At 41.0% G+C, this 18535-nt stretch carries 22 protein-coding genes and 1 pseudogene; 11 read left to right on the top strand and 12 right to left on the bottom strand.

What is annotated here, in order from left to right; all coding sequences use genetic code 11:
- Positions 1-160: 160 nt before the first annotated feature.
- From A587_RS0111025 to A587_RS0111005, 6 genes and pseudogenes are all read left to right on the top strand, one after another.
- A pseudogene (locus tag A587_RS0111025) lies at positions 161-433 on the top strand (helix-turn-helix domain-containing protein); the annotation flags it as partial.
- A gap of 137 nt (positions 434-570) precedes the next feature.
- Positions 571-738, top strand: coding sequence for a hypothetical protein (locus A587_RS25000; RefSeq protein ID WP_157234644.1), 168 nt, complete (start codon positions 571-573; stop codon positions 736-738).
- A gap of 8 nt (positions 739-746) precedes the next feature.
- Complete coding sequence (locus A587_RS0111020) at positions 747-1367, top strand: hypothetical protein (protein ID WP_026000967.1); 621 nt, start codon at positions 747-749, stop codon at positions 1365-1367.
- Positions 1368-1617: 250 nt separating this feature from the next.
- Positions 1618-2481, top strand: a complete 864-nt coding sequence (locus tag A587_RS0111015; RefSeq protein ID WP_017217636.1) for a helix-turn-helix domain-containing protein — start codon at positions 1618-1620, stop codon at positions 2479-2481.
- Positions 2482-2525: 44 nt separating this feature from the next.
- Positions 2526-3389, top strand: coding sequence for a helix-turn-helix domain-containing protein (locus tag A587_RS0111010; protein ID WP_017217635.1), 864 nt, complete (start codon positions 2526-2528; stop codon positions 3387-3389).
- A 41-nt stretch (positions 3390-3430) separates the two neighbouring features.
- The gene (locus tag A587_RS0111005) at positions 3431-4309 is read left to right on the top strand and encodes a helix-turn-helix domain-containing protein (RefSeq protein ID WP_017217634.1); all 879 of its coding nucleotides are present in this window, start codon (positions 3431-3433) and stop codon (positions 4307-4309) included.
- Positions 4310-4467: 158 nt separating this feature from the next.
- Here the strand turns inward: A587_RS0111005 and A587_RS23990 are convergent, their stop codons facing one another.
- Positions 4468-4968, bottom strand: a complete 501-nt coding sequence (locus A587_RS23990) for a Fic/DOC family protein (protein WP_017217633.1) — start codon at positions 4966-4968, stop codon at positions 4468-4470.
- On the bottom strand, positions 4958-5113 hold the full coding sequence (locus A587_RS25170; RefSeq protein ID WP_017217632.1) for a hypothetical protein: 156 nt from the start codon (positions 5111-5113) through the stop codon (positions 4958-4960). Before A587_RS25170 ends, A587_RS23990 begins: the two co-directional genes overlap by 11 nt.
- Before the next feature lie 232 nt (positions 5114-5345).
- On the opposite strand from A587_RS25170, the gene A587_RS0110990 reads away from it, so the two are divergent.
- On the top strand, positions 5346-5837 hold the full coding sequence (locus A587_RS0110990; protein ID WP_017217631.1) for a DUF7000 family protein: 492 nt from the start codon (positions 5346-5348) through the stop codon (positions 5835-5837).
- Positions 5838-5988: 151 nt separating this feature from the next.
- Here the strand turns inward: A587_RS0110990 and A587_RS0110985 are convergent, their stop codons facing one another.
- Both A587_RS0110985 and A587_RS0110980 read right to left on the bottom strand, forming a co-directional pair.
- A complete protein-coding gene (locus A587_RS0110985; RefSeq protein ID WP_010369844.1) occupies positions 5989-6222 on the bottom strand; it encodes a hypothetical protein in 234 nt (77 codons plus the stop codon).
- Between the two features lie 88 nt (positions 6223-6310).
- On the bottom strand, positions 6311-7210 hold the full coding sequence (locus A587_RS0110980; RefSeq protein WP_010369842.1) for a LysR family transcriptional regulator: 900 nt from the start codon (positions 7208-7210) through the stop codon (positions 6311-6313).
- Positions 7211-7320: 110 nt separating this feature from the next.
- On the opposite strand from A587_RS0110980, the gene A587_RS0110975 reads away from it, so the two are divergent.
- The 3 genes from A587_RS0110975 to rsgA all read left to right on the top strand — a co-directional run bounded on the left by A587_RS0110975 (position 7321) and on the right by rsgA (position 10785).
- A complete protein-coding gene (locus A587_RS0110975) occupies positions 7321-8184 on the top strand; it encodes a type 1 glutamine amidotransferase domain-containing protein (protein WP_017217630.1) in 864 nt (287 codons plus the stop codon).
- A gap of 10 nt (positions 8185-8194) precedes the next feature.
- The gene (locus A587_RS0110970) at positions 8195-9349 is read left to right on the top strand and encodes an iron-containing alcohol dehydrogenase (protein WP_017217629.1); all 1155 of its coding nucleotides are present in this window, start codon (positions 8195-8197) and stop codon (positions 9347-9349) included.
- 392 nt (positions 9350-9741) lie between these two features.
- Complete coding sequence (gene rsgA, locus A587_RS0110965; protein ID WP_017217628.1) at positions 9742-10785, top strand: ribosome small subunit-dependent GTPase A; 1044 nt, start codon at positions 9742-9744, stop codon at positions 10783-10785.
- 172 nt (positions 10786-10957) lie between these two features.
- Here the strand turns inward: rsgA and A587_RS0110960 are convergent, their stop codons facing one another.
- On the bottom strand, positions 10958-11713 hold the full coding sequence (locus tag A587_RS0110960; RefSeq protein ID WP_017217627.1) for a hypothetical protein: 756 nt from the start codon (positions 11711-11713) through the stop codon (positions 10958-10960).
- Positions 11714-12140: 427 nt separating this feature from the next.
- Between A587_RS0110960 and A587_RS0110955 the strand changes: the two genes are divergently transcribed.
- The gene (locus A587_RS0110955) at positions 12141-13334 is read left to right on the top strand and encodes a serine hydrolase domain-containing protein (protein WP_017217626.1); all 1194 of its coding nucleotides are present in this window, start codon (positions 12141-12143) and stop codon (positions 13332-13334) included.
- A gap of 67 nt (positions 13335-13401) precedes the next feature.
- Here A587_RS0110955 and A587_RS0110950 read toward each other — a convergent pair whose 3' ends face one another.
- The 7 genes from A587_RS0110950 to A587_RS0110915 all read right to left on the bottom strand — a co-directional run bounded on the left by A587_RS0110950 (position 13402) and on the right by A587_RS0110915 (position 18422).
- A complete protein-coding gene (locus A587_RS0110950) occupies positions 13402-14373 on the bottom strand; it encodes a transposase (RefSeq protein WP_017217625.1) in 972 nt (323 codons plus the stop codon).
- A gap of 177 nt (positions 14374-14550) precedes the next feature.
- Positions 14551-15324 (bottom strand): M48 family metallopeptidase, encoded by a 774-nt coding sequence (locus tag A587_RS0110945; RefSeq protein ID WP_017217624.1) that lies wholly within the window; start codon positions 15322-15324, stop codon positions 14551-14553.
- On the bottom strand, positions 15287-15673 hold the full coding sequence (locus A587_RS0110940) for a membrane protein (RefSeq protein WP_010369828.1): 387 nt from the start codon (positions 15671-15673) through the stop codon (positions 15287-15289). Before A587_RS0110940 ends, A587_RS0110945 begins: the two co-directional genes overlap by 38 nt.
- Positions 15674-15691: 18 nt before the next feature.
- Positions 15692-15916: a membrane protein insertion efficiency factor YidD gene (gene yidD, locus A587_RS0110935; RefSeq protein WP_010369825.1), complete on the bottom strand. Its 225-nt coding sequence runs from the start codon at positions 15914-15916 to the stop codon at positions 15692-15694.
- Positions 15909-16133: a DUF4177 domain-containing protein gene (locus tag A587_RS0110930; protein WP_010369821.1), complete on the bottom strand. Its 225-nt coding sequence runs from the start codon at positions 16131-16133 to the stop codon at positions 15909-15911. The genes yidD and A587_RS0110930 overlap by 8 nt, the downstream gene beginning before the upstream one ends.
- Before the next feature lie 375 nt (positions 16134-16508).
- Positions 16509-17225: an aspartate/glutamate racemase family protein gene (locus A587_RS0110920; protein WP_017217623.1), complete on the bottom strand. Its 717-nt coding sequence runs from the start codon at positions 17223-17225 to the stop codon at positions 16509-16511.
- Between the two features lie 63 nt (positions 17226-17288).
- Complete coding sequence (locus A587_RS0110915) at positions 17289-18422, bottom strand: PepSY-associated TM helix domain-containing protein (RefSeq protein WP_017217622.1); 1134 nt, start codon at positions 18420-18422, stop codon at positions 17289-17291.
- Positions 18423-18535 lie beyond the last annotated feature (113 nt).

Here is an 18535-nt window from a genome sequence, read left to right as displayed (position 1 = left end):
GATACCAAAAATTCAAATATAATGATAAGTTTGTTTCTATTTTGGGTTGTTTTGCGAGTGTGCACCTAAAAATAGTACTGTCATCTACTTGTCTTTATATTTAACTGGATGTAAACTTTTGGTTAACTTGGTTGGGGTGATTGAGAGATATGGTGGGGCGATGCAGACGCCAGAAGAATACGAGGTAAGCCAACGTATCGGCCGATTGATACGGGGGCTAAAGCGCAAAAAAGGGATGACCCGAGAAGAGGTTAGCCGGCGTTTAGGTGTGGGTGACAGGACCCTTGATAACTATTTAAATGGCTCTAGCTCCTTTAAGCTTGGGACATTGCTTCGGTTTGCTGAAATCTGTAAAGTAAAGTTATCAGATATTTTAGAAGATACAGATAAGCTCTCTGGCCTGTATGGAGAAAAACATGAGGAAAAGAACAATGAAGGCTGCACAGAAAAAGCCAATAAAAATAGCCCTTAGTCACTTATTGTGTAAACAAGTTTATGGTGGTTTGGGCTTGAGGAAAGGGGATAGCATAAAGCCTCTCCACCAGAAAAGTTGAATTGCTGAGGTGTATCTTGAAAAGTTTATTTAGCCTGATTTTGTCAACGGGTCGAAAGAAGCCCAAAACCTCAACACTTGAACGTTCACTCTGTAAACAAGTTTTTGGAGGGTCGGGCATGAGCACGGGAAACGGTCCAAAGAATGAACAGGCTTCTGCAACACAAGAAAAGCCTAAAGTGTAGGGTTTGTTATGAAAAGTTTATTTAATTTAGCTTTGCTAACTAGCATTGTAGCCACAGTATCAGTGTCGTTTGTAAGTGTAACGATCCTTGAAATTTTGATTCCGATTGCATTAATTATCTTAGTCCTTTTATCAAAGGATGATGTAAATAGTCAATTATTGACTTTGTGTTTTACATTTGTATTTACCGTGTCAGCTGTGGCGTTATTTATACTTAAAACAGTGGTTTTTCAGTTTGTTGAAAGCTATTTTATACAAAATATTTACGCATTTTCTATTCAGCTTACACTTAGTTTATTAATGCTTTTTCTACTAAAGCACAGAATGACAATTGCTGTGATACTAACCAAAGGAAAATCAGCTTCTGTATTTGAAAAGAATTATGCAGAGGGGCCACTTTATTTTCTGGTTCTTACAATGGTTTTTATTGATTTCGCTGCATTAATGGAAAACTTCCTTCGTAACTTAGAGCTACTTGGTCTTAATGAGGAAACTGCAAAGATGTTTTGGGAAGTAACCTTCTTCTTCGATTACTTTGCTTATTTAAAGGCTGTTCCAATATTTTTATGTGTGCTCCTTCTTTATATTGGTTTAATCGTAAGAACCAAGAGACAACCAATTCAAAACTAGTCTGATATCTGAGTAAGCGTAATATATCTCCGATATTGCGCTTATTTCTATATTCTAACTTCTCCTTACGATAAAGAATACATTATGTTACCTCATCATCTTAAGCGTAATTGTGACAGATGTATCGTCACTACCTATTTGAATATGTGCGCTATTTCATAACTGAAGTGTGATTCCACTTGTCTTTATATTAAACAAAATGTAATGTTTGGGTTAATTTTGTGATTTGGTTAAAGGGAAATGTGGGGCGATGCAAACGCCAGAAGAGTACGAAGTAAGCCAGCGCATAGGGTTGCTAATAAAAGGTCTAAAGCATAAACGCGGGATGTCGCGAGAAGATATATGCCGCCACCTCGGGATTGGCATGCGAACGCTAGACAACTATCTTAATGGCGTTAGCTCCTTCAAGCTTGGTACGTTAATGAAGTTTGCTGACCTCTGCAGAGTTAAACTCGCTGATATTTTGGATGATACCGAAGCGCTCTCACGACTGTACCCAGACAATATGAAGGACAAAGGGAGTATTCTTACACTGCTTTTTGGTTCTCTTGCAACGGCAATGCTTTTTGAATCAATCACTTTGTTTTTGTTAATTATATTGCTTTGCTATTCATACAAAGATAAAAACAATCAATGCATGGTCGCAATTTTTGTAGTGATCTATGCATTAAGTAATGCATTTGGTTACTGGCTTAAATACGTTGTTTTTCCCGTTGCTGCTAATTACTTCATTCAAAATGTATACGCTTTTTCAATAAACTTGGCACTAAGTTTATTTTTGCTCTTTTTAATTAAATATAGAATGAAATTTGCAGTGCTTATTACACAAGGAAGGTCTTCCGAAGTATTTGAGAAGAGTCTTGTTGAAGCACCACTTTACTTCCTTGCCCTGATCCTAGCTGTTGTTGATTTTTGTGCGCTAATAGAGAACTTTATTCGCAATTTAGATCGATTAGGTATGGATGAAGAGAAGGTAAAAATATTCTGGGAGTTGACCTTCTTCTATGATTATTATGAATACCTTAAAGCCCCGCTGATGTTGCTTAGTATAGCACTCCTCTATGCAGGAATACTCGCGCGGAAAAGAAATACGCAGCAGCCCCAAAGCGCGTAGTAATAAGTCGATTAGTAAATTACGGGATAGGGAGGTGGCGGGCGATGCAAACGCCAGAAGAGTACGAAGTAAGCCAGCGCATAGGGCTACTAATAAAAGGTCTAAAGCATAAACGCGGGATGTCGCGAGAAGATATATGTCGCCACCTCGGGATTGGCATGCGAACGCTAGACAACTACCTTAATGGCGTTAGCTCCTTCAAGCTTGGTACGTTAATGAAGTTTGCCGATCTCTGCAGAGTTAAACTCGCTGATATTTTGGATAATACCGAAGCGCTCTCACGACTGTATCCAGACAATATGAAGGACAAGGGCAGCATTCTAGCCTTGTTAATGACTACGGTAGTTAGTGCTACAGTTTTTGAGCCGATCACCTGTATTTTACTTTTTGTCTTAGTTTATTTATGTAAAGAAGATCAAAATAGCTTATCGCTAACTTTGATTTTTGCAGTTGTGCTTTCACTAGATGCAGTAATGGTATTTTACTTAAAAAATATTGTTTTTCCGGTGGTTGAAAGCTATTACATCGAGAATATTTATGCCTACGGTGGTCAGTTAATCTCAAGCCTACTGCTGTTATTTCTACTAAAGTATCGAATGTCACTTTCAATTTTTTTTACACGTGGTAAATCAGCCTCGGTATTCGAGAAAAATTACGCGGAAGGGCCATTGTATTTCTTAGCTTTAACGTTAGTGCTTATAGACTTCTTTGCATTGATGGAAAACTTTCTTCGTAATTTAGAGCGCCTAGGCGTGGATGAGGAAGCTGCTAAAATATTCTGGGAAGTTACGTTCTTTTTTGACCACTTTGCGTATCTAAAAGCTTTTCCGACACTATTGTGCATTACTCTGTTGTATATTGGATTGCTCGCACGTAAGAAGAGCCGCCAGCAGCTATCACACTTTTAATAACAATAGATTAATTATTAGATTCAGGAAACGGTAGGTCGATGCAAACGCCAGAAGAGTACGAAGTAAGCCAGCGTATAGGGCTGCTAATAAAAGGTCTAAAGCATAAACGCGGGATGTCTCGAGAAGATATTTGTCGCCACCTCGGGATTGGCATGCGAACACTAGACAACTATCTTAATGGCGTTAGCTCCTTCAAGCTTGGTACGTTAATGAAATTTGCTGACTTATGTAGAGTTAAACTCGCTGATATTTTAGATGATACCGAAGCGCTCTCACGACTGTATCCAGACAATATGAAGGACAAGGGTAGTATTCTTACGCTTATCTTGGGTTCGGCTTTTGGCGTAATTATTTTTGAATCTACTTTATTTATCTTATTGTTAGTTTTGTTCTTTTACTCTTACAAAGACAAAAATAGTCAGCTACTGACGCTATGTTTTGCCGTGCCTTACTTTCTTGCAATTGTAGCGATATATACGCTTCACATCGCGATCTTCCCTGTTGTGGAAAGCTACTTTATAGAAAATATATTTGCGTTTTCAATTCAGTTTTCTCTCAGCCTACTATTGCTCTTTTTACTCAAGCGTCGTATCGAGATAGCTGTTATTTTAACTCGGGGAAAATCGGCTTCTGTTTTTGAGAAAAACTATGCTGAAGGGCCATTATATTTCCTAGCAATGGTTTTAGCTCTCGTTGACTTTCTGGCATTGATGGAAAACTTTCTCCGTAACTTAGATAGAATGGGTATAAACGAAGAAACCGCAAAGATGTTCTGGGAAGTAACCTTCTTTTATGACTATTTTGCTTACTTAAAATCAGTGCCTATGCTGCTGTGTGTCGCAGTACTTTATATCGGGTTTATAGCTCGAAGAAATGCTCCGCTACAAGTTGGGTATCTTGAGTCAGCACCAAAATAGGGCTGTTAACATATCGTGCTGTATGTGGATTAGCACTCGCTACAATTCAGGCATTAAACGTATGGGGTAAGCTATCTCGTCGCGAGTGTTAGGATGGTGTTTAGTGGATTTAAATTACCGTAATAGCCATCTATATTTGCTTGAACCCATTCATCTTTTTATATGTCTGGCCAATTGACAGAAAAGCCTAAGAAAAATAGTAGCTCTTCAAAGAAAAAACGTTGAGTTCTACCATTGCCCTCTCTAAAGGAATGAATAATATTTAATTCACAGTAGATATCTGCAAGCTGGGCTAAGATTTCTGGTTTAGCTGCGTTTATATCCAATGTTTCAATTTGCTGGAACTGCTTTTGTACTTCAACATTGATTCGTGAACAAGTACAAAACCGAGTTTCCCCTTTGGAAATGTCAACAGTTCTAATCTCACCAGCCCAATCATATACATCTTGAAATAAATACCAGTGGAGATGTCGTAAATGATTTAAACTAAATTGGTGGAGGGATTTGATTTTAGAAGAGTATTTACTATATCTAAAGGCGGTAAACGCTAGCTCAGCTTCCGCTAACTCATTTGCATCTGTAATATTAAGCTTATTAACTAGTACGTCAGATTTTGGATAACAATAACTATCCTGAGCAACGCCGTATTTATCTCGCATATTTTGCTTTTAAATCAGCAATTGATTTGCTCACGCTCTCTTTTTTAAAGCTTAGACCTTCGTATTTAGCGCTTATTTCAAAGTTGCTCATTTTAGGTATAAATGTTTGAACATTTTTTGCTTTTTTCACCGAAGTAACAGCCATAAATACACCTCTTGTCTGACTTCTTAAGTATAACTTAGCACTATAGTTATGCCAATAGTTCAAAACAGCCCGCTTCTTTTACTTACACCCTAGCTTAGCGTATATGAAGCACCATTCGACTTTGATAGTTTGATATGATATCTGACAATTTTATGATGACTCAGGCCCCTTGCAAAACTAGCTTCGTGTGTGGGTCACTTTGTCTATGTGCCTGAAAAACTCAGAGGACAACATGTGTAATAAAAGTCTTAGTGCTCGAATTCCTGCCTATAAAATGGTATTTGCAAGTGGCGAACTGCAGAGAACCTATAAGGATCTCGTCTCTATCGTTCAAAGTCTCAGAGCTGAATTCAGTAAGCAGTATAAAGGCCAGTTTACAGTCGCAAACGTGTTACACGGATATATTGACTTTACATACTTTTATCTACAAAACGATTACCTTAAAAAACATAAACTCAAATTGGCAGTGGTGTTGAACCATCAAGAGGTGCAATTCGAACTTTGGCTCCTTGGGCAAACAAAGGATGTTCAAATTGAATATTGGACAAAGTTACAGGGTATCAAATGGGTGAATCAAGAGGTTATGCCTGAGTGGTCAATCTTTGAAATTTTAATGCTTGCTGACCCTGACTTCGACAATGTAAAAGTGCTATCAGAGCGGATCCATGGTGTGTTTGCTGAACTGTCTGAGGAGATCTTTGCTACATTGAAAGCGTACCAGTAGCACACATAACATTCTGAGTTTTCGCAGGCTATCTGCGTCGTGAAGTTTAAGCTGCTAATTTTCAAACTTTAACCCCATTTCTAGCGAAAAAAAGAGTGCTAGTAGTAGCACTCTTGTCAATGCAAAACTCAACAGCAATAACCTTTAGTTGCTAGTCCATGCTTGGGGCACTGGAGTACACCAACTCAATTAGGTTATTCATCGTTCTTGATTTTTGCATATAAGCTTTTTCCATATGGGCAAGCTCTTGTAGTTCAAATAAGGTCGTTTCTACGAGTGCCAGCCATTTTTCTGTGGTGTCTGGTACCGCTTCACTTTGCTTTGTTGCTTTTTTTAGTGCGTCGTAATAAATAGTTAAGTCACGATATTGGCTTTGATAGTCCATTGTTGTTCCAACCCGTCTCTTTTAATTTACAGCAAGGTAACAGGAATTCTCAGCAGAAATCTGCGGAAAATAATTTTTTTACAACTTTTTAATTCGAAAGATAATTAATATTAGCAAAGGCGGAGATCACATCCTTTGCAAAGGCAATGCGAGGGTGTTTTAACGCGCCCTTTTTCCACACCAAATAGATATTATTTTCAGGGCCTACGGGGCCAAGTTGGATCAGTTCACCTGCTTTTATGAGATCTCTGCAGAGATAATCGGGGAGGACGGAGTAACCTATTCCAGAGCGAATAATGTTAGCAATTGCTCTAATGTCTGGACAAATAGCGATGACATTAGAGTTGCAGCTCGCATTAAATACACGGTCAAAGTATTGTCTAACCAAAGGCAAGTCTTGATCGTACGTGACGACGTTATAGCTTGAGAGTAAGTCGGCGGTAATATCGCTGTCTTGAATTTCTCGGCCCTCTAAACGGTTCATCACTAGCCACAGTTGTTCTTTATCTAGAACGAGATAGTCAAAGGTTGTGGGGTCTGGCGCAGAGGCGGCAATAGCGATGTCGGCGGTGTCGTTTATTAGTGCGTCGAAAATGTTAATTTTATTGCCAATATGAAGTACCACGTTAATGTTGCCCGCTTGCAATAAGTTGGCGATTTGTGGACCGGAGACAAAGCTTAAATACTCCGCGGGGCCAGCAATATTTAGTGTGCCAAACACCGCGTTGGAGCGCGCTCGAATTGAGGTGATCTTCTGCTCTAAAATATCGATATGACCAGACACCTGCAGCGCTAAGTCATGTGCTGTTGGCGTTGGCTTCACCCCTCGTGCTTGGCGTTCAAACAGGGCTTTTCCTACGACCGCTTCCATGGTTTGAATATGTGCCGTGACAGCCGGCTGCGACATCCCCAAGTTAGCCGCTGCCTTGGTGATATTTTTGCAGCGGTATACTTCCACAAAGGTTTTTAGTTGGGTGAGATGAGACATAAAACACTCGAGCCATAAATATTCTGATTGCTCCTACCAATTTATCCGAATTCTCCTGTGCCTGCAAATCGCCTAAACTCGTCGATATTGAACTGGTATGAGGAGCCGGGATGAAAAAGGGTATAGTGAATACGTTGGTGTGGGTGTCATCGTTATTGGGTGCAGCACTTACGCTTAACGCTCATGCAAGTGAAGGTGAGGTATTAGTGTTACTTTCGAGCGAAACCTCGATGGAACTTGCCAGTGGTGAGACAATAGAAACAGGTTATTATCTCAATGAGTTTGGGATCCCAGCAAAGGCGTTGGTGGATGCTGGATATAAACTGGTATTAGCAACACCAAAAGGCAATGCCCCTGCTGTTGATCAAAAGTCAGTGACGGTTGATTACTTTGGCGGTGATGAGACTAAATTACAAAGCATCAAAAAATTTATTGCTAACCTGCCAGATATTAATGATACCGCAAGTTTTAGCGAGATCCTTGCTGCGGGGTTAGACGAATTTGATGCGGTATTTATTCCAGGCGGACACGCACCGTTAATTGATTTGGCGAATAATCCGCAGGTGGGTGAAATTTTGCACCATTTTAACCGTGAGAATAAACCAACAGCCGCGATTTGCCATGGCCCGATTACGTTGCTTTCGGCACAAAGTGAACCAAAAGCGTATTATCAGAGTTTAACAACACAGTCACCTGTTCAAGCGAAAAACTGGATTTATGACGGATATCAAATGACGATATTTTCGAACCCAGAAGAACAAGTATTTGAAAACACGTTAAATGGCGAAAAGCTCAACTTTTACCCAGCAGCAGCTATGTCTCAGGCTGGAGGAAAAATGCAGTTTGCAAATGCATGGCAGCCAAAAGTGGTTGTTGATAGAGAGCTAATTACAGGGCAAAACCCGTTTTCAGACACATTACTAGCAGAAAAGCTGCTAGAAATGTTAGCGAAAGAATCGAATATTCAACAGTAAGGAATTGAGTATGCTTAATTTTGTATTTAAAAATCAAACCGAAATTCTTTTTGGTAAAGGCCAAATGAGTGAAATCACCTCACGATTACCAGAAGCTGCAAAGGTGCTGCTACTGTACGGCGGCGGCTCAATTAAAAACAATGGTGTATACGACCAAGCAATGAATGCATTGACAGGTGTTGAGGTTGTGGAATTTGGTGGCGTGGAGCCAAACCCAACATACGAAACGCTAATGCAAGCGGTCGCGACGGCAAAGCAAAATGATGTGAACTTTATTCTTGCGGTTGGTGGCGGCAGTGTGATTGACGGCGCAAAGTTTGTGGCGGCAGCTTTTAATTTTGACGGTGAGCCTTGGGACATTTTGGTAAAAGGCGCAAGCTTTAGCAACCCATTGCCGATTGGTGCTGTGCTTACTTTACCAGCGACTGGCTCTGAGAGTAACGGTAACTCAGTGGTTACTAAAAAGGCAACCTCGCAAAAGCGTGCGTTTTCGTCACCGACGGTACAGCCGCAGTTTGCGGTACTTGACCCAGAATACACCTATTCACTGCCGCCTCGCCAAGTGAGTAATGGGGTAGTGGATGCGTTTGTTCACGTGATTGAGCAGTATTTAACGTATCCAGTAAATGCGCCACTGCAAGACAGATTCGCAGAAGGTATTTTACAAACGCTTATCAGCGAAGGACCAAAGGCGTTAAGCGAGCCTAACAATTATGATGTAAGGGCAAACGTTATGTGGTCTGCAACTATGGCGCTAAATGGCCTTATTGGTCAAGGCGTACCACAGGATTGGTCAACGCATATGATTGGTCACGAGCTAACGGCGTTGTATAACCTTGACCACGCGCAAACGCTTGCGATTGTATTACCTGCGGTGATGTATGTGCAACGAGACAAAAAAGCCGAGAAAATCAAGCAACTTGGTGAGCGTGTATTCGGTATTACAGCCGCTGACGAAGCACAGCAGATTGACCAAACGATAAAAGCAGTTCAAGACTTCTTTGAATCGATGGCGGTGCAAACGCGTTTAGCTGATTATCAATTAGACGAAAAAGCAGTACAAGAAGTTATCGCTAATCTAGAAAAGAACGGCATGACGGCGCTAGGTGAGCACGGCGATATTGATTTAGCGAAGGCGAAAGAAATTTTAATGCTGGCGTTGTAAGCTTATTAAAATCACAAGAGCAGGCGGATCAGCGTCTGCTCTTGTTTTAGCCCAGATAACATACGCAAAAATTGCGTGATTGATATCGCTTTAAACACAAAACTTTTATCTATTATTGAAATTAGTTGCGTGAAATACTTGGTTTACCTTGCCTATCTTCAGTGCTAATCTGCGGCAGTATTCAAAAAAGTTTAAGGAGAATTTGATGATTGTTTTATTGAGCCACCCGGTAAAAGTTGTAGCTAGGTGTGATTAGTAGACTCTAACTTTCGTCTCTTCTAAATTTTTACTCCTTTTACCCGGTGTGATGCCTAACAGGCTTCTCCGGGGTCAATGATATTCATTAACCCTGCTTGATTTTTGCAGTCTTTCTGCATTTTTGAGATTTTATAATGAATACATCTTATTCGCCAACACAGCTTGGTTGGCAAGCATTTTTTCAACAGCAACTGACACTAACAGAATTGGAATTATCTATTCTTGGCCGCGTGATAGCGCACCACAGAAGTAATTATTTAATCCAGTTGCAATCACGGAAAATTTCTTTATCTACTCATGTATCACTGCCTAGTATGACGGTTGGTGATTGGGTTTTGTTAGATGAAAATTATCAATTTATTAGGCTATTATCCCGCAAATCGGTTATTTCAAGGAAAGCTGCTGGCAGTAAAGTCGCGGAGCAATTGATAGCCGCAAATATCGATTGCCTGTTTATTGTTTGCTCGCTAAATCGGGATTTTAATCTAAACCGGATCGAACGTTACTTAGCACTGGCTAATGAAGCGCAAGTGGAGCCAATTGTTGTTTTGACTAAGAAGGATTTGGTTGACGGTTGGCAACAGCAAGTACAACTCGTTCAGGAGTTGGACCCATTTTTGACAGTCGAAGCGATAAATGCGTTGGAGCAGAGCTCCGTTGAGTGTCTAAAAGCTTGGTGTAGCACGGGAAAAACGTTGTCATTTGTAGGTTCATCTGGTGTGGGTAAGTCCAGCTTGGTGAACACGCTGTTAGGGTGTAAAGAGCAGCTCACTGGTTCAATCCGTGAAGATGATGCAAAAGGGCGGCACACGACAACCGCTCGCTCGTTACATTTTATGGACAATGGCTCAGTGCTGCTCGATACGCCAGGAATGAGAGAGATCCAGCTAGCCGATTGCCAACAAGGGATCAGTAAAACATTTGCAGAAATTGAAGTGTTAGAAAGCGCCTGCCGTTTCAGTGATTGCTCGCATCAAAATGAGCCCGGATGTGCTGTTCAGCAAGCGATAGAGAGTGGAGAACTTGAAGTTAGGCGCTTCAACAACTTCATAAAACTAAGAAGTGAACATCAAAGAAACAACGTCAGCCTAAAAGATAAGAGAGACAAGGAAAGAGCACTTGCAAAGAAGTATCGTTTTGTACAAAGCGATACTAGAAGACTAAAAAAGGGCTACTGAGCAGTCTAGCTAGTTCTGTTTATCTTAAACCAAAGTGGACTCGATCCACTTTGGTTTCGTTTTTCTACGCTAAAGTACGGCTAAAGCGAAAGCGGCTAAAAAGACACCCATTTAAATTGAGAAGAAACAGGGTGAGGCATTTAACGCTGTGACTACTCAAAAGCTATGTAAACTAAAAAGTAAACTCTAGATCTTTAATAACCCTTGATTGGATACCCCTAATTAAACTATTGTCTTTAAGTGCACCAGAAAAGCTGCCTGTTCTAACTCTCTGAACTTCCATATCAAATTCACATGGTTTTGAAGTTGCAATCTGCTCTAGATCTATGAGGCTAGCGCTTTTTGCATTGAATGTATTGCTTGTCGAGTTTCCAAACTGTGTTGAGAAAGAGCCTGTCACTAACCCGCCCGTATTATTCGGACATGCATAGTTAACGATAAGAGATGTTTCACTCGCTGAGTCTATTCCATCAATATGAATTTCAATATCTTCATCATATCGAAAAGTTTTCTCTGCTTCGGGGGTAAGTATCAGAAAGCCTAAGGGAAGCTCAACTGACGCTGAAGCATTTTCTTCCTTCTTCCGATTTAACTGGATAGTATATAGGCTGTTACCTGTTACAACAGAGGATCTGCCCTCGTAATCAATATCTAGAATGTCAGTATCTTTAATCAATTGGATCGTCTGACCATTTACGATCGCTCTTAGTGTATCGCCTTCGCTTAAATTTACATTAGAGCCGAACGAGTCCCCAACATTTAACTCGGCCACAATTCGGGCTCTTTCTCCATTTGAATTTATTGATATATCCGCACTAATTGCGTTTGTTTTCAACAGATCAGATTCTGTTTCAGATGTGCAGGCCGTGAGAAATGTGCTGATACTGGCTACTGTTATAGGTAGTAGATAAAGTTTGGATGGTTTCATTTTTTACCCGTGATTCATTTAAAAACAGATTCTCCAATTTAGAAACATAGATTGCAAGTTAAAAAATGTAATGGGATTGTACGGTATAAGGAAACAGTCAGTGTTAATAGCTGGAGTTATTTAACAACTTTTCAGTGCATTAATGCTATTCCTGTTTATGATTCACGGCTTTTGCCGTAGCTGCTCAATGCGCTGCTCAAAACTTGGGTGTGTGCTTATCCAACTATGTTGCTCATCGCTTCTCGGAGACAGAATGTTAAAAAGACACCCATTTTTAAACGGTGACGCTAAAGTGGGTGTCTGCATATGCCAACAATACAGGCGATAGAGTTAGTTTGATGTTTGAAACTTAATTGTCGTCAAAGCAAACTTTTTAAGACCTCAATACGACAATAATATTTTAGCGTTTGAATATTAAGGCTGATATATGAGAGTCATGAAAATCACACTGGTGGCAGCTCTGGTTACTGTGGTGAGTTGTGCAGAACAAAAGTTGAAAGCTGTAGCACCAGATTATGTAAATAAACAACAAGTGTTCGAGCAGAGTATTCGCGAAATTAATGATAGCGGAGTGAGTAGTGAAACAGCGAGTACACTTCAATCCAGAATGAGCACATACCGCGTCCCTGCGGTTAGCATTACAGTTTTTGATAATAATCATATTCTTTGGTCGAAAGGTTACGGCGTTACAGATGAGTACTCAAAAGTGAATGTAACGCCGGATACGCTGTTTCAGGCTGCTTCTATTTCTAAAGCTGTAACGAGCTTTGGTGCTTTTAAGATGATAGAGCTAGGTCGTTTTGGACTACATGAAGATGTAAACAGTAAGCTTACACGCTGGCAGGTCCCCAATAATAAATTTACTAAAGAAAATAAAGTGACACCCAGTCGAATTATGAGTCACACTTCAGGGCTCAATGTACAAGGATTCGCTGGTTATGGCAGAAACCAAAAGACTCCTTCGCTCGTACAGGTTTTACAAGGGAGTAAGTTGAGTAATTCCCCATCAGTTAGAGTGTTTCAAACACCAGGGAAGTCTGAGTTTTATTCAGGTGGTGGCATGACAGTTTTGCAACTGTTGATGGAAGATAGTAGTGGGCTGTCATTCTCTGAGTTATTGGAAAAGCAGGTATTAAAGCCCCTAAACATGAATAACAGCTCTTTTAAGCTAGCGTCGCTGAATCTGCCTCAATATAGAGTTGCTAAAGGTCATGATTTACAAGCAAATATGATCGCTGGAGGTTATCGGCTATATCCTGAAAAGGCAGCTGCGGGGTTATGGAGTACTCCTTCTGATTTAGCATTATTTATGATTGCTCTAGGTAAGTCCTATCGTGGTGATGACGAAAGCTTATTATCTCCACATCTTGCGAAAGTCATGCTTACTAGAGTTCCCGGTGCTGGTGGTACAGGAATAGGACTCGATGGAGAAGGTAACGCTTATAGATTTAGACATAGTGGTGGGAATGCTGGGTATACTTGTTATGCCGTGTCTTTTGCTAGTGTTGGCCGAGGTTTTGTCGTTATGACAAACTCAGACAATGGCTTTCAATTAATCCATGAAATCTCTAGAGCCATTTCTGAAGTTTATGATTGGCCTGCATTATGGATGCATGAATAAGCAAACTATATTGCTTCTCGCTAAGGCGCAATTGGTCTAGGTTCTCAATTCTCAATTGATTTGATGATTAACCAAAAAGTACTACGCAATTGGATATATTTGAACGCCGTTGAATTGAGAGTGAATCACAATATTTTTGCTTTGCTGCTGAGTTACCAGCAGCTCCATGGATCACAGTACTAAATTGTGTTGTCAGGGTTATCCAGTTCTTAGAGGTTAGATTTAACCTGTCTAAAATCGGTTGTTTGTTTTTAATGTAACCTATTTTGTCACTTCTTATGCAACGCCCTGTGAGTTCGACCAGTTCGATATATGATGACAGCTCAAGCGGTATACCTTTAGGCATATGCTTTCTCGGATTGCCTGCAAATCGGAGTAGTGAGCGAGGTTGCTTTCCTTGTTTGGCTAATTCAATACGCTTTTTTATACTCGTGTATTTAGATTCTTCAGGTAGCTTAGCTAGGTTAGCGCGAATGGGATTTAGATCAACATAAGCCATGCACGCAACAAGTGCAGCTTCATCAAGTAGTGCTTGTGATTTGAAGCGCCCCTCCCAAAACCGACCTGTACATTGGTCCTCTTGATTTGCTCGTCGTGCAATATACTCATTAAGTGTTCTCATAAACCAGCTGATACAGGTAATGCGTGATCGATATATATTGATAGTATTATCAAGTATTGACCTTTCCGCATCTGATAATGGCTCATTACGAATAAACTTATGTGTGAGCCAATTGCCTTTAAACTGCTTGTGCCAGCGAATGATAATAGCTTTGTCAGTTAGACGTTTGGCTTTTTGAATATCAACATGTAGAACTATATGGGTGTGGTTATTCATAACCGCATATGCACAGACATCAATGCAAAACGTTTTTTTAAGGGCGAGTAGCTTTTCTTCGACCCAATCTCTGCGATGTTCGTAAGAGCGCCCAGTGGCTATGTCCTGACCGCAAAGGTAGGCTTGCCTAACGCAGCGAGAAATACAGTGATAATATTTGGTTTCTGATAGACAAATTTGTCGGCAGCGTGCAGTGGCCATATTAGATACCTTCAATCCTTTGAATGTATGTTAAGAGTAGATTGCCTTAGTCAATTTAACAAATGAAATACTAAATGGTAAATGGGTGGGTGTCTTTTTAAAAGTTGTTTTAAAAGCTTGTACTGAGCAGAGTTTAACAACGGAATTTAACAAGACACCCACTTTAACCTGTAAGGATCATGGCTTTTGTCGCAGCTGCTCAATGCGTTGCTCAAAGCTTGGGTGTGTGCTTAACCAACTATGCTGTTCATCGCTTTCCTTGGCGAGCTTTTCGAATATAGAGATCATCGCAATACTATTACCATACAGCGTAATTAGCTTGTTGTGCGCGTACAAATCAGCCTCGAGTTCAGCGTGCTGAGAGTAATTTTGGTTGATGCCTAACATTGCGCCCTGCATCATAAGATCTGAGAGCGCAGAGATGTCACCCAATACGACACTCGAACTGACAAATACGATAGACGAGCTCACAAGGGATTCCATGACGTGATTATGCTCCACATGGCCAATCTCGTGGAGTAACACTGCGCTAAGCTCTTGCTGAGTAGATGCCAGTTCGACCATGTTATCGGTGATCACAATGCTACCATTGGCCAATGCCATGGCGTTGGCTTTATCTTTCCACTGCCTAAGTTCAAGTTTAAATTCGCGTTCACTCGATGCATTGGCGCCAAGCAATGAGACAAATAAAGCGCGAGTCTCTTGCTGTTTGATTTCACTTAATTTTGATTCAGAAAATTCCGAATTATCTAGCTCGTTTAGGCTTCCTTCGTCGATGATTTGGTAGATTTGTTTGGGCAATGAGGCCGAGATCTCTTCAGCGAAGTAAGGCACGCCTTTGGTATAAAACTGATAACCACTAAATAAAACGACCACAACCGTGGCCGCTATAATCCAAAGCCACTGCGTTTCTTTAGATTGCTTGATTCTGTTGTGTATCTTTGAGCTCATCTAGTACTTCTCGCATTACATCGATGTTGTATTTTCTCACTATTTTTTGGCTGTTAAATAACTGAGGTAGCTCAATTAAACACACTAAAATTAGCAGAACCCAGCCATAAAAGAGAATAAATACAAGCCCTAAGAGCATCAAGGTGAGGTTAATTACACCTCGTGCTGTTTTACCCAGATAAAAGTGATGTAAACCTGCGGCAAAGAAGTAATTGAGTACGGCGTAAGTATCAGGATCTTTTACTAGCTGTTCTTCAAGTTGGTAGTACTGCTTGCGCGCTTCAGGACTTAGCTGAGCAACTTGGTTCCTCAACGCTTCTTCTTGTTCTCTTAATGCTATTTCGTCCATGCAAACTCCTAGGATTGGTTACGGTAGGGGGTCTGACTTTATTTCAATACAATCTGGGTCATTGCAGCGCTTGATACGGCAAAAGCCGATACGCACGCCTTTAAAGAAGCCGTATTTTTCGATTGCTTGATAGGTATATTCAGAACATGACGGCGTAAAATTACAACTTATATTGAAGTGGGCTTTTGCTCCACCATTCGCTTGATAGCGGCGAATGGCAGACAGAGCAAAGCGTTTAAGCACGTTTACGACCAAGTGTTAAGATCACGGCTTCGCGGCTCCAAAACAGCATAAAACGTTTGTTTTCGATAACTTGGAAAACAAGCTGCCAGCCATCTTGCGCTTCCATATTTAAAGTTGCTTCAAGCTTTTTTAACGGTAATCCACTTGAGCCAAGTAATAGCGTGCCGCAGCCACCTTCAACTACATGGATAACTTTATATTCGTCGTATTGGGTCATAATACATCCCTGATTTAATTAGGGCCTGTTGACCTTTCAAGTTTGTTTTTGCAGCAGTTTGATTGGTATTTATACAAGGCAGAGCCTGCGTAGCATAGTTATTCTATGTAAGTTAGGCGATAACACAGTAGAAATGCCAATCAAGCGCTGCCCTTTGGGTTCCCCTGAGTGTGCTTTGTTCATTGTTGCTCAACTTTTGCCTAGATTACTAGGCGACAAGTCGAGCGTCGCGATCAAAACACACTCAGGAGAACAAAAATCAAACAGCAAAGGTCAACAGGCCCTAGAGTAAGTGAGATTTTATTCTATAGGAGCCAAGTAATCGCGACAATAGCGATTTCGTTGTTATTTTTTTAATTACAACAAAGTTTGATATTACTCATGAATAAAGCAAGATGTTGCCCCGAGTGACCACTCTACAACGGCTTCAGCATGAAGTTTGGTAGTGTCATAAAGAGGAACTTGAGTATGTGCTTGCTGAACGAGCAAACCGATTTCTGTGCAACCTAAAATAACCCCTTCAGCTCCTTGTTGATGGAGTGCGTCGATGATGTCTAGATAAGTTTGCCTTGAGCTTGCGTTGACTTCACCGCGACATAATTCGTCATAAATTATGTCGTGAACCAAAGCTTGCTGGTCGTTATTGGGGGTTATTACTTCAATGCCGTGAAGGTTTTGCAATCGTGCTTTATAAAAGTCTTGTTGCATCGTAAATCTCGTACCTAACAGCGCGATGCGTTTTACGCCGTCATCTTTAAGTCGCTTGGCGGTTGCGTCGGCAATATGCAGTACCGGTAATCCTGACGCTGCACTAATTTCATCTGAAATCTTATGCATGGTGTTGGTACAGATCACAATGGCATCTGAGCCTGCACGTTTCAACGAAGTAGCAGCACCAGCCAAAATGGTGGTCATTTTTTGCCAATCACCAGCTGCTTGAAGCTCTGCAATTTCGGCAAAGTCGACGCTATACAAGCAAAGCTTTGCACTGTGTAGCCCGCCAAGCTTTGCTTTAACTGTTTGATTGATAAGCTGGTAGTAGCTTTGTGTTGACTCCCAACTCATACCACCAATTAGCCCAAGTTGTTTCATAGTGATTGCTCGTTATTTGCTGATAATAACGACAATAACGGATCTGGGTTGAAACTTGAACCGTCAGCTTAAGGCGAGTTGACGGTTTTTCTTACTCTTGAGTTTCTTACGCTTTCTTTGCCACCATAAATATAACCCAGTCAAGCCAAGTAATACGGGGGCGAGTCCCATAATGCACCAAATTATTTTACTGGTAAGCCCTGCAAAGTGGCCAAAGTGGAGTTTTCTAAAACTGTCGATTACCCGGTCTACAGTAGACGCAGTTCGAATATCGTAGGCAAAGGTTTGTTTACCAGATTGCGCGTCAAAGCTAACCGTTGCTGCATAGTTACTAATGAACGGGTTGGCATCGGCCACGCTACCAAAAATGGTAATGCTGGTTTGCTCTGGCTCAAATGGAAATAGCCAGTAGGTTGGTTTAAGTCCGTTAACCGCACGATGGCTTTGGGTCATCATGGCATCAAAATCTAATGAGTGATTAAACATTGCGTGGCTGACAATATGGTGCTCATCTTCTTGGTGTTCAAAAGCCTCGTGATAATACTCCACTGCATTAAAGTAAACGCCAGTAATGCCGAGCGCGAGCAATACTGGCGCACTCCAAATGCCAACTACCTTATGCAGGTCGCTCATCATGACGAGCCGAGGAGCTTGCCGCCTAAAGCTAAAGAATCGCCGCCAAAAGCGCCGGTATATCACTAAGCCGGAAACACCAAGCAAGGTAAAAAGTATAGCCACAGCTAAACCGATAACGACACCCATGTGTGGAAAGGTTTTACTCACATCATCAAGTAGTAAGGTGTAATGTAGGTGAAGAATAAAATCAGTAAAATCGCTGTGAATACCCACAGGCTCGCTTAGCATTTTGCCTGCGTAAGGATCTAGATACGTTTTAAACCACGTGTCTGTACCATGCTTTAATAAATAGACTCTATCAGCTTCGTAGCCGTCATCGAATATTTCCCAGCTACCAATTTCATAATTTGGATGGGTGTCTGCGACATAATTAACGAGCGCATTCATGGGCTGACGCTGGACGTCTTGGTCCTGATAAGTCAATGTCGCTTGCTTTGGAAGTAATAGGCTATCTATCTCGAACTTAAACACCAACATGCTACCTGTGACTGACATAACGGCGAGCGGCAGTATCGCGATTAATGCCATTGCACTGTGCCATTTAAATAGTGTTTTACGCATTGTTTTCCTTTGAGTTAAAGCTAAATGAGAATGAATAAAGAGATGAATTAATAAGGACACCCACCTAAATGCTTGCTGGAGCGTTAAGGTGGGTGTCCGTTTAAATCATCCGT

It is taken from the genome of Pseudoalteromonas sp. NJ631 (assembly GCF_000276645.1).
Lineage (GTDB): Bacteria > Pseudomonadota > Gammaproteobacteria > Enterobacterales > Alteromonadaceae > Pseudoalteromonas > Pseudoalteromonas piscicida.
The sequence above is the reverse complement of the archived record's forward strand: the minus strand, read 5'-3'. Positions and strand labels throughout refer to the sequence as shown.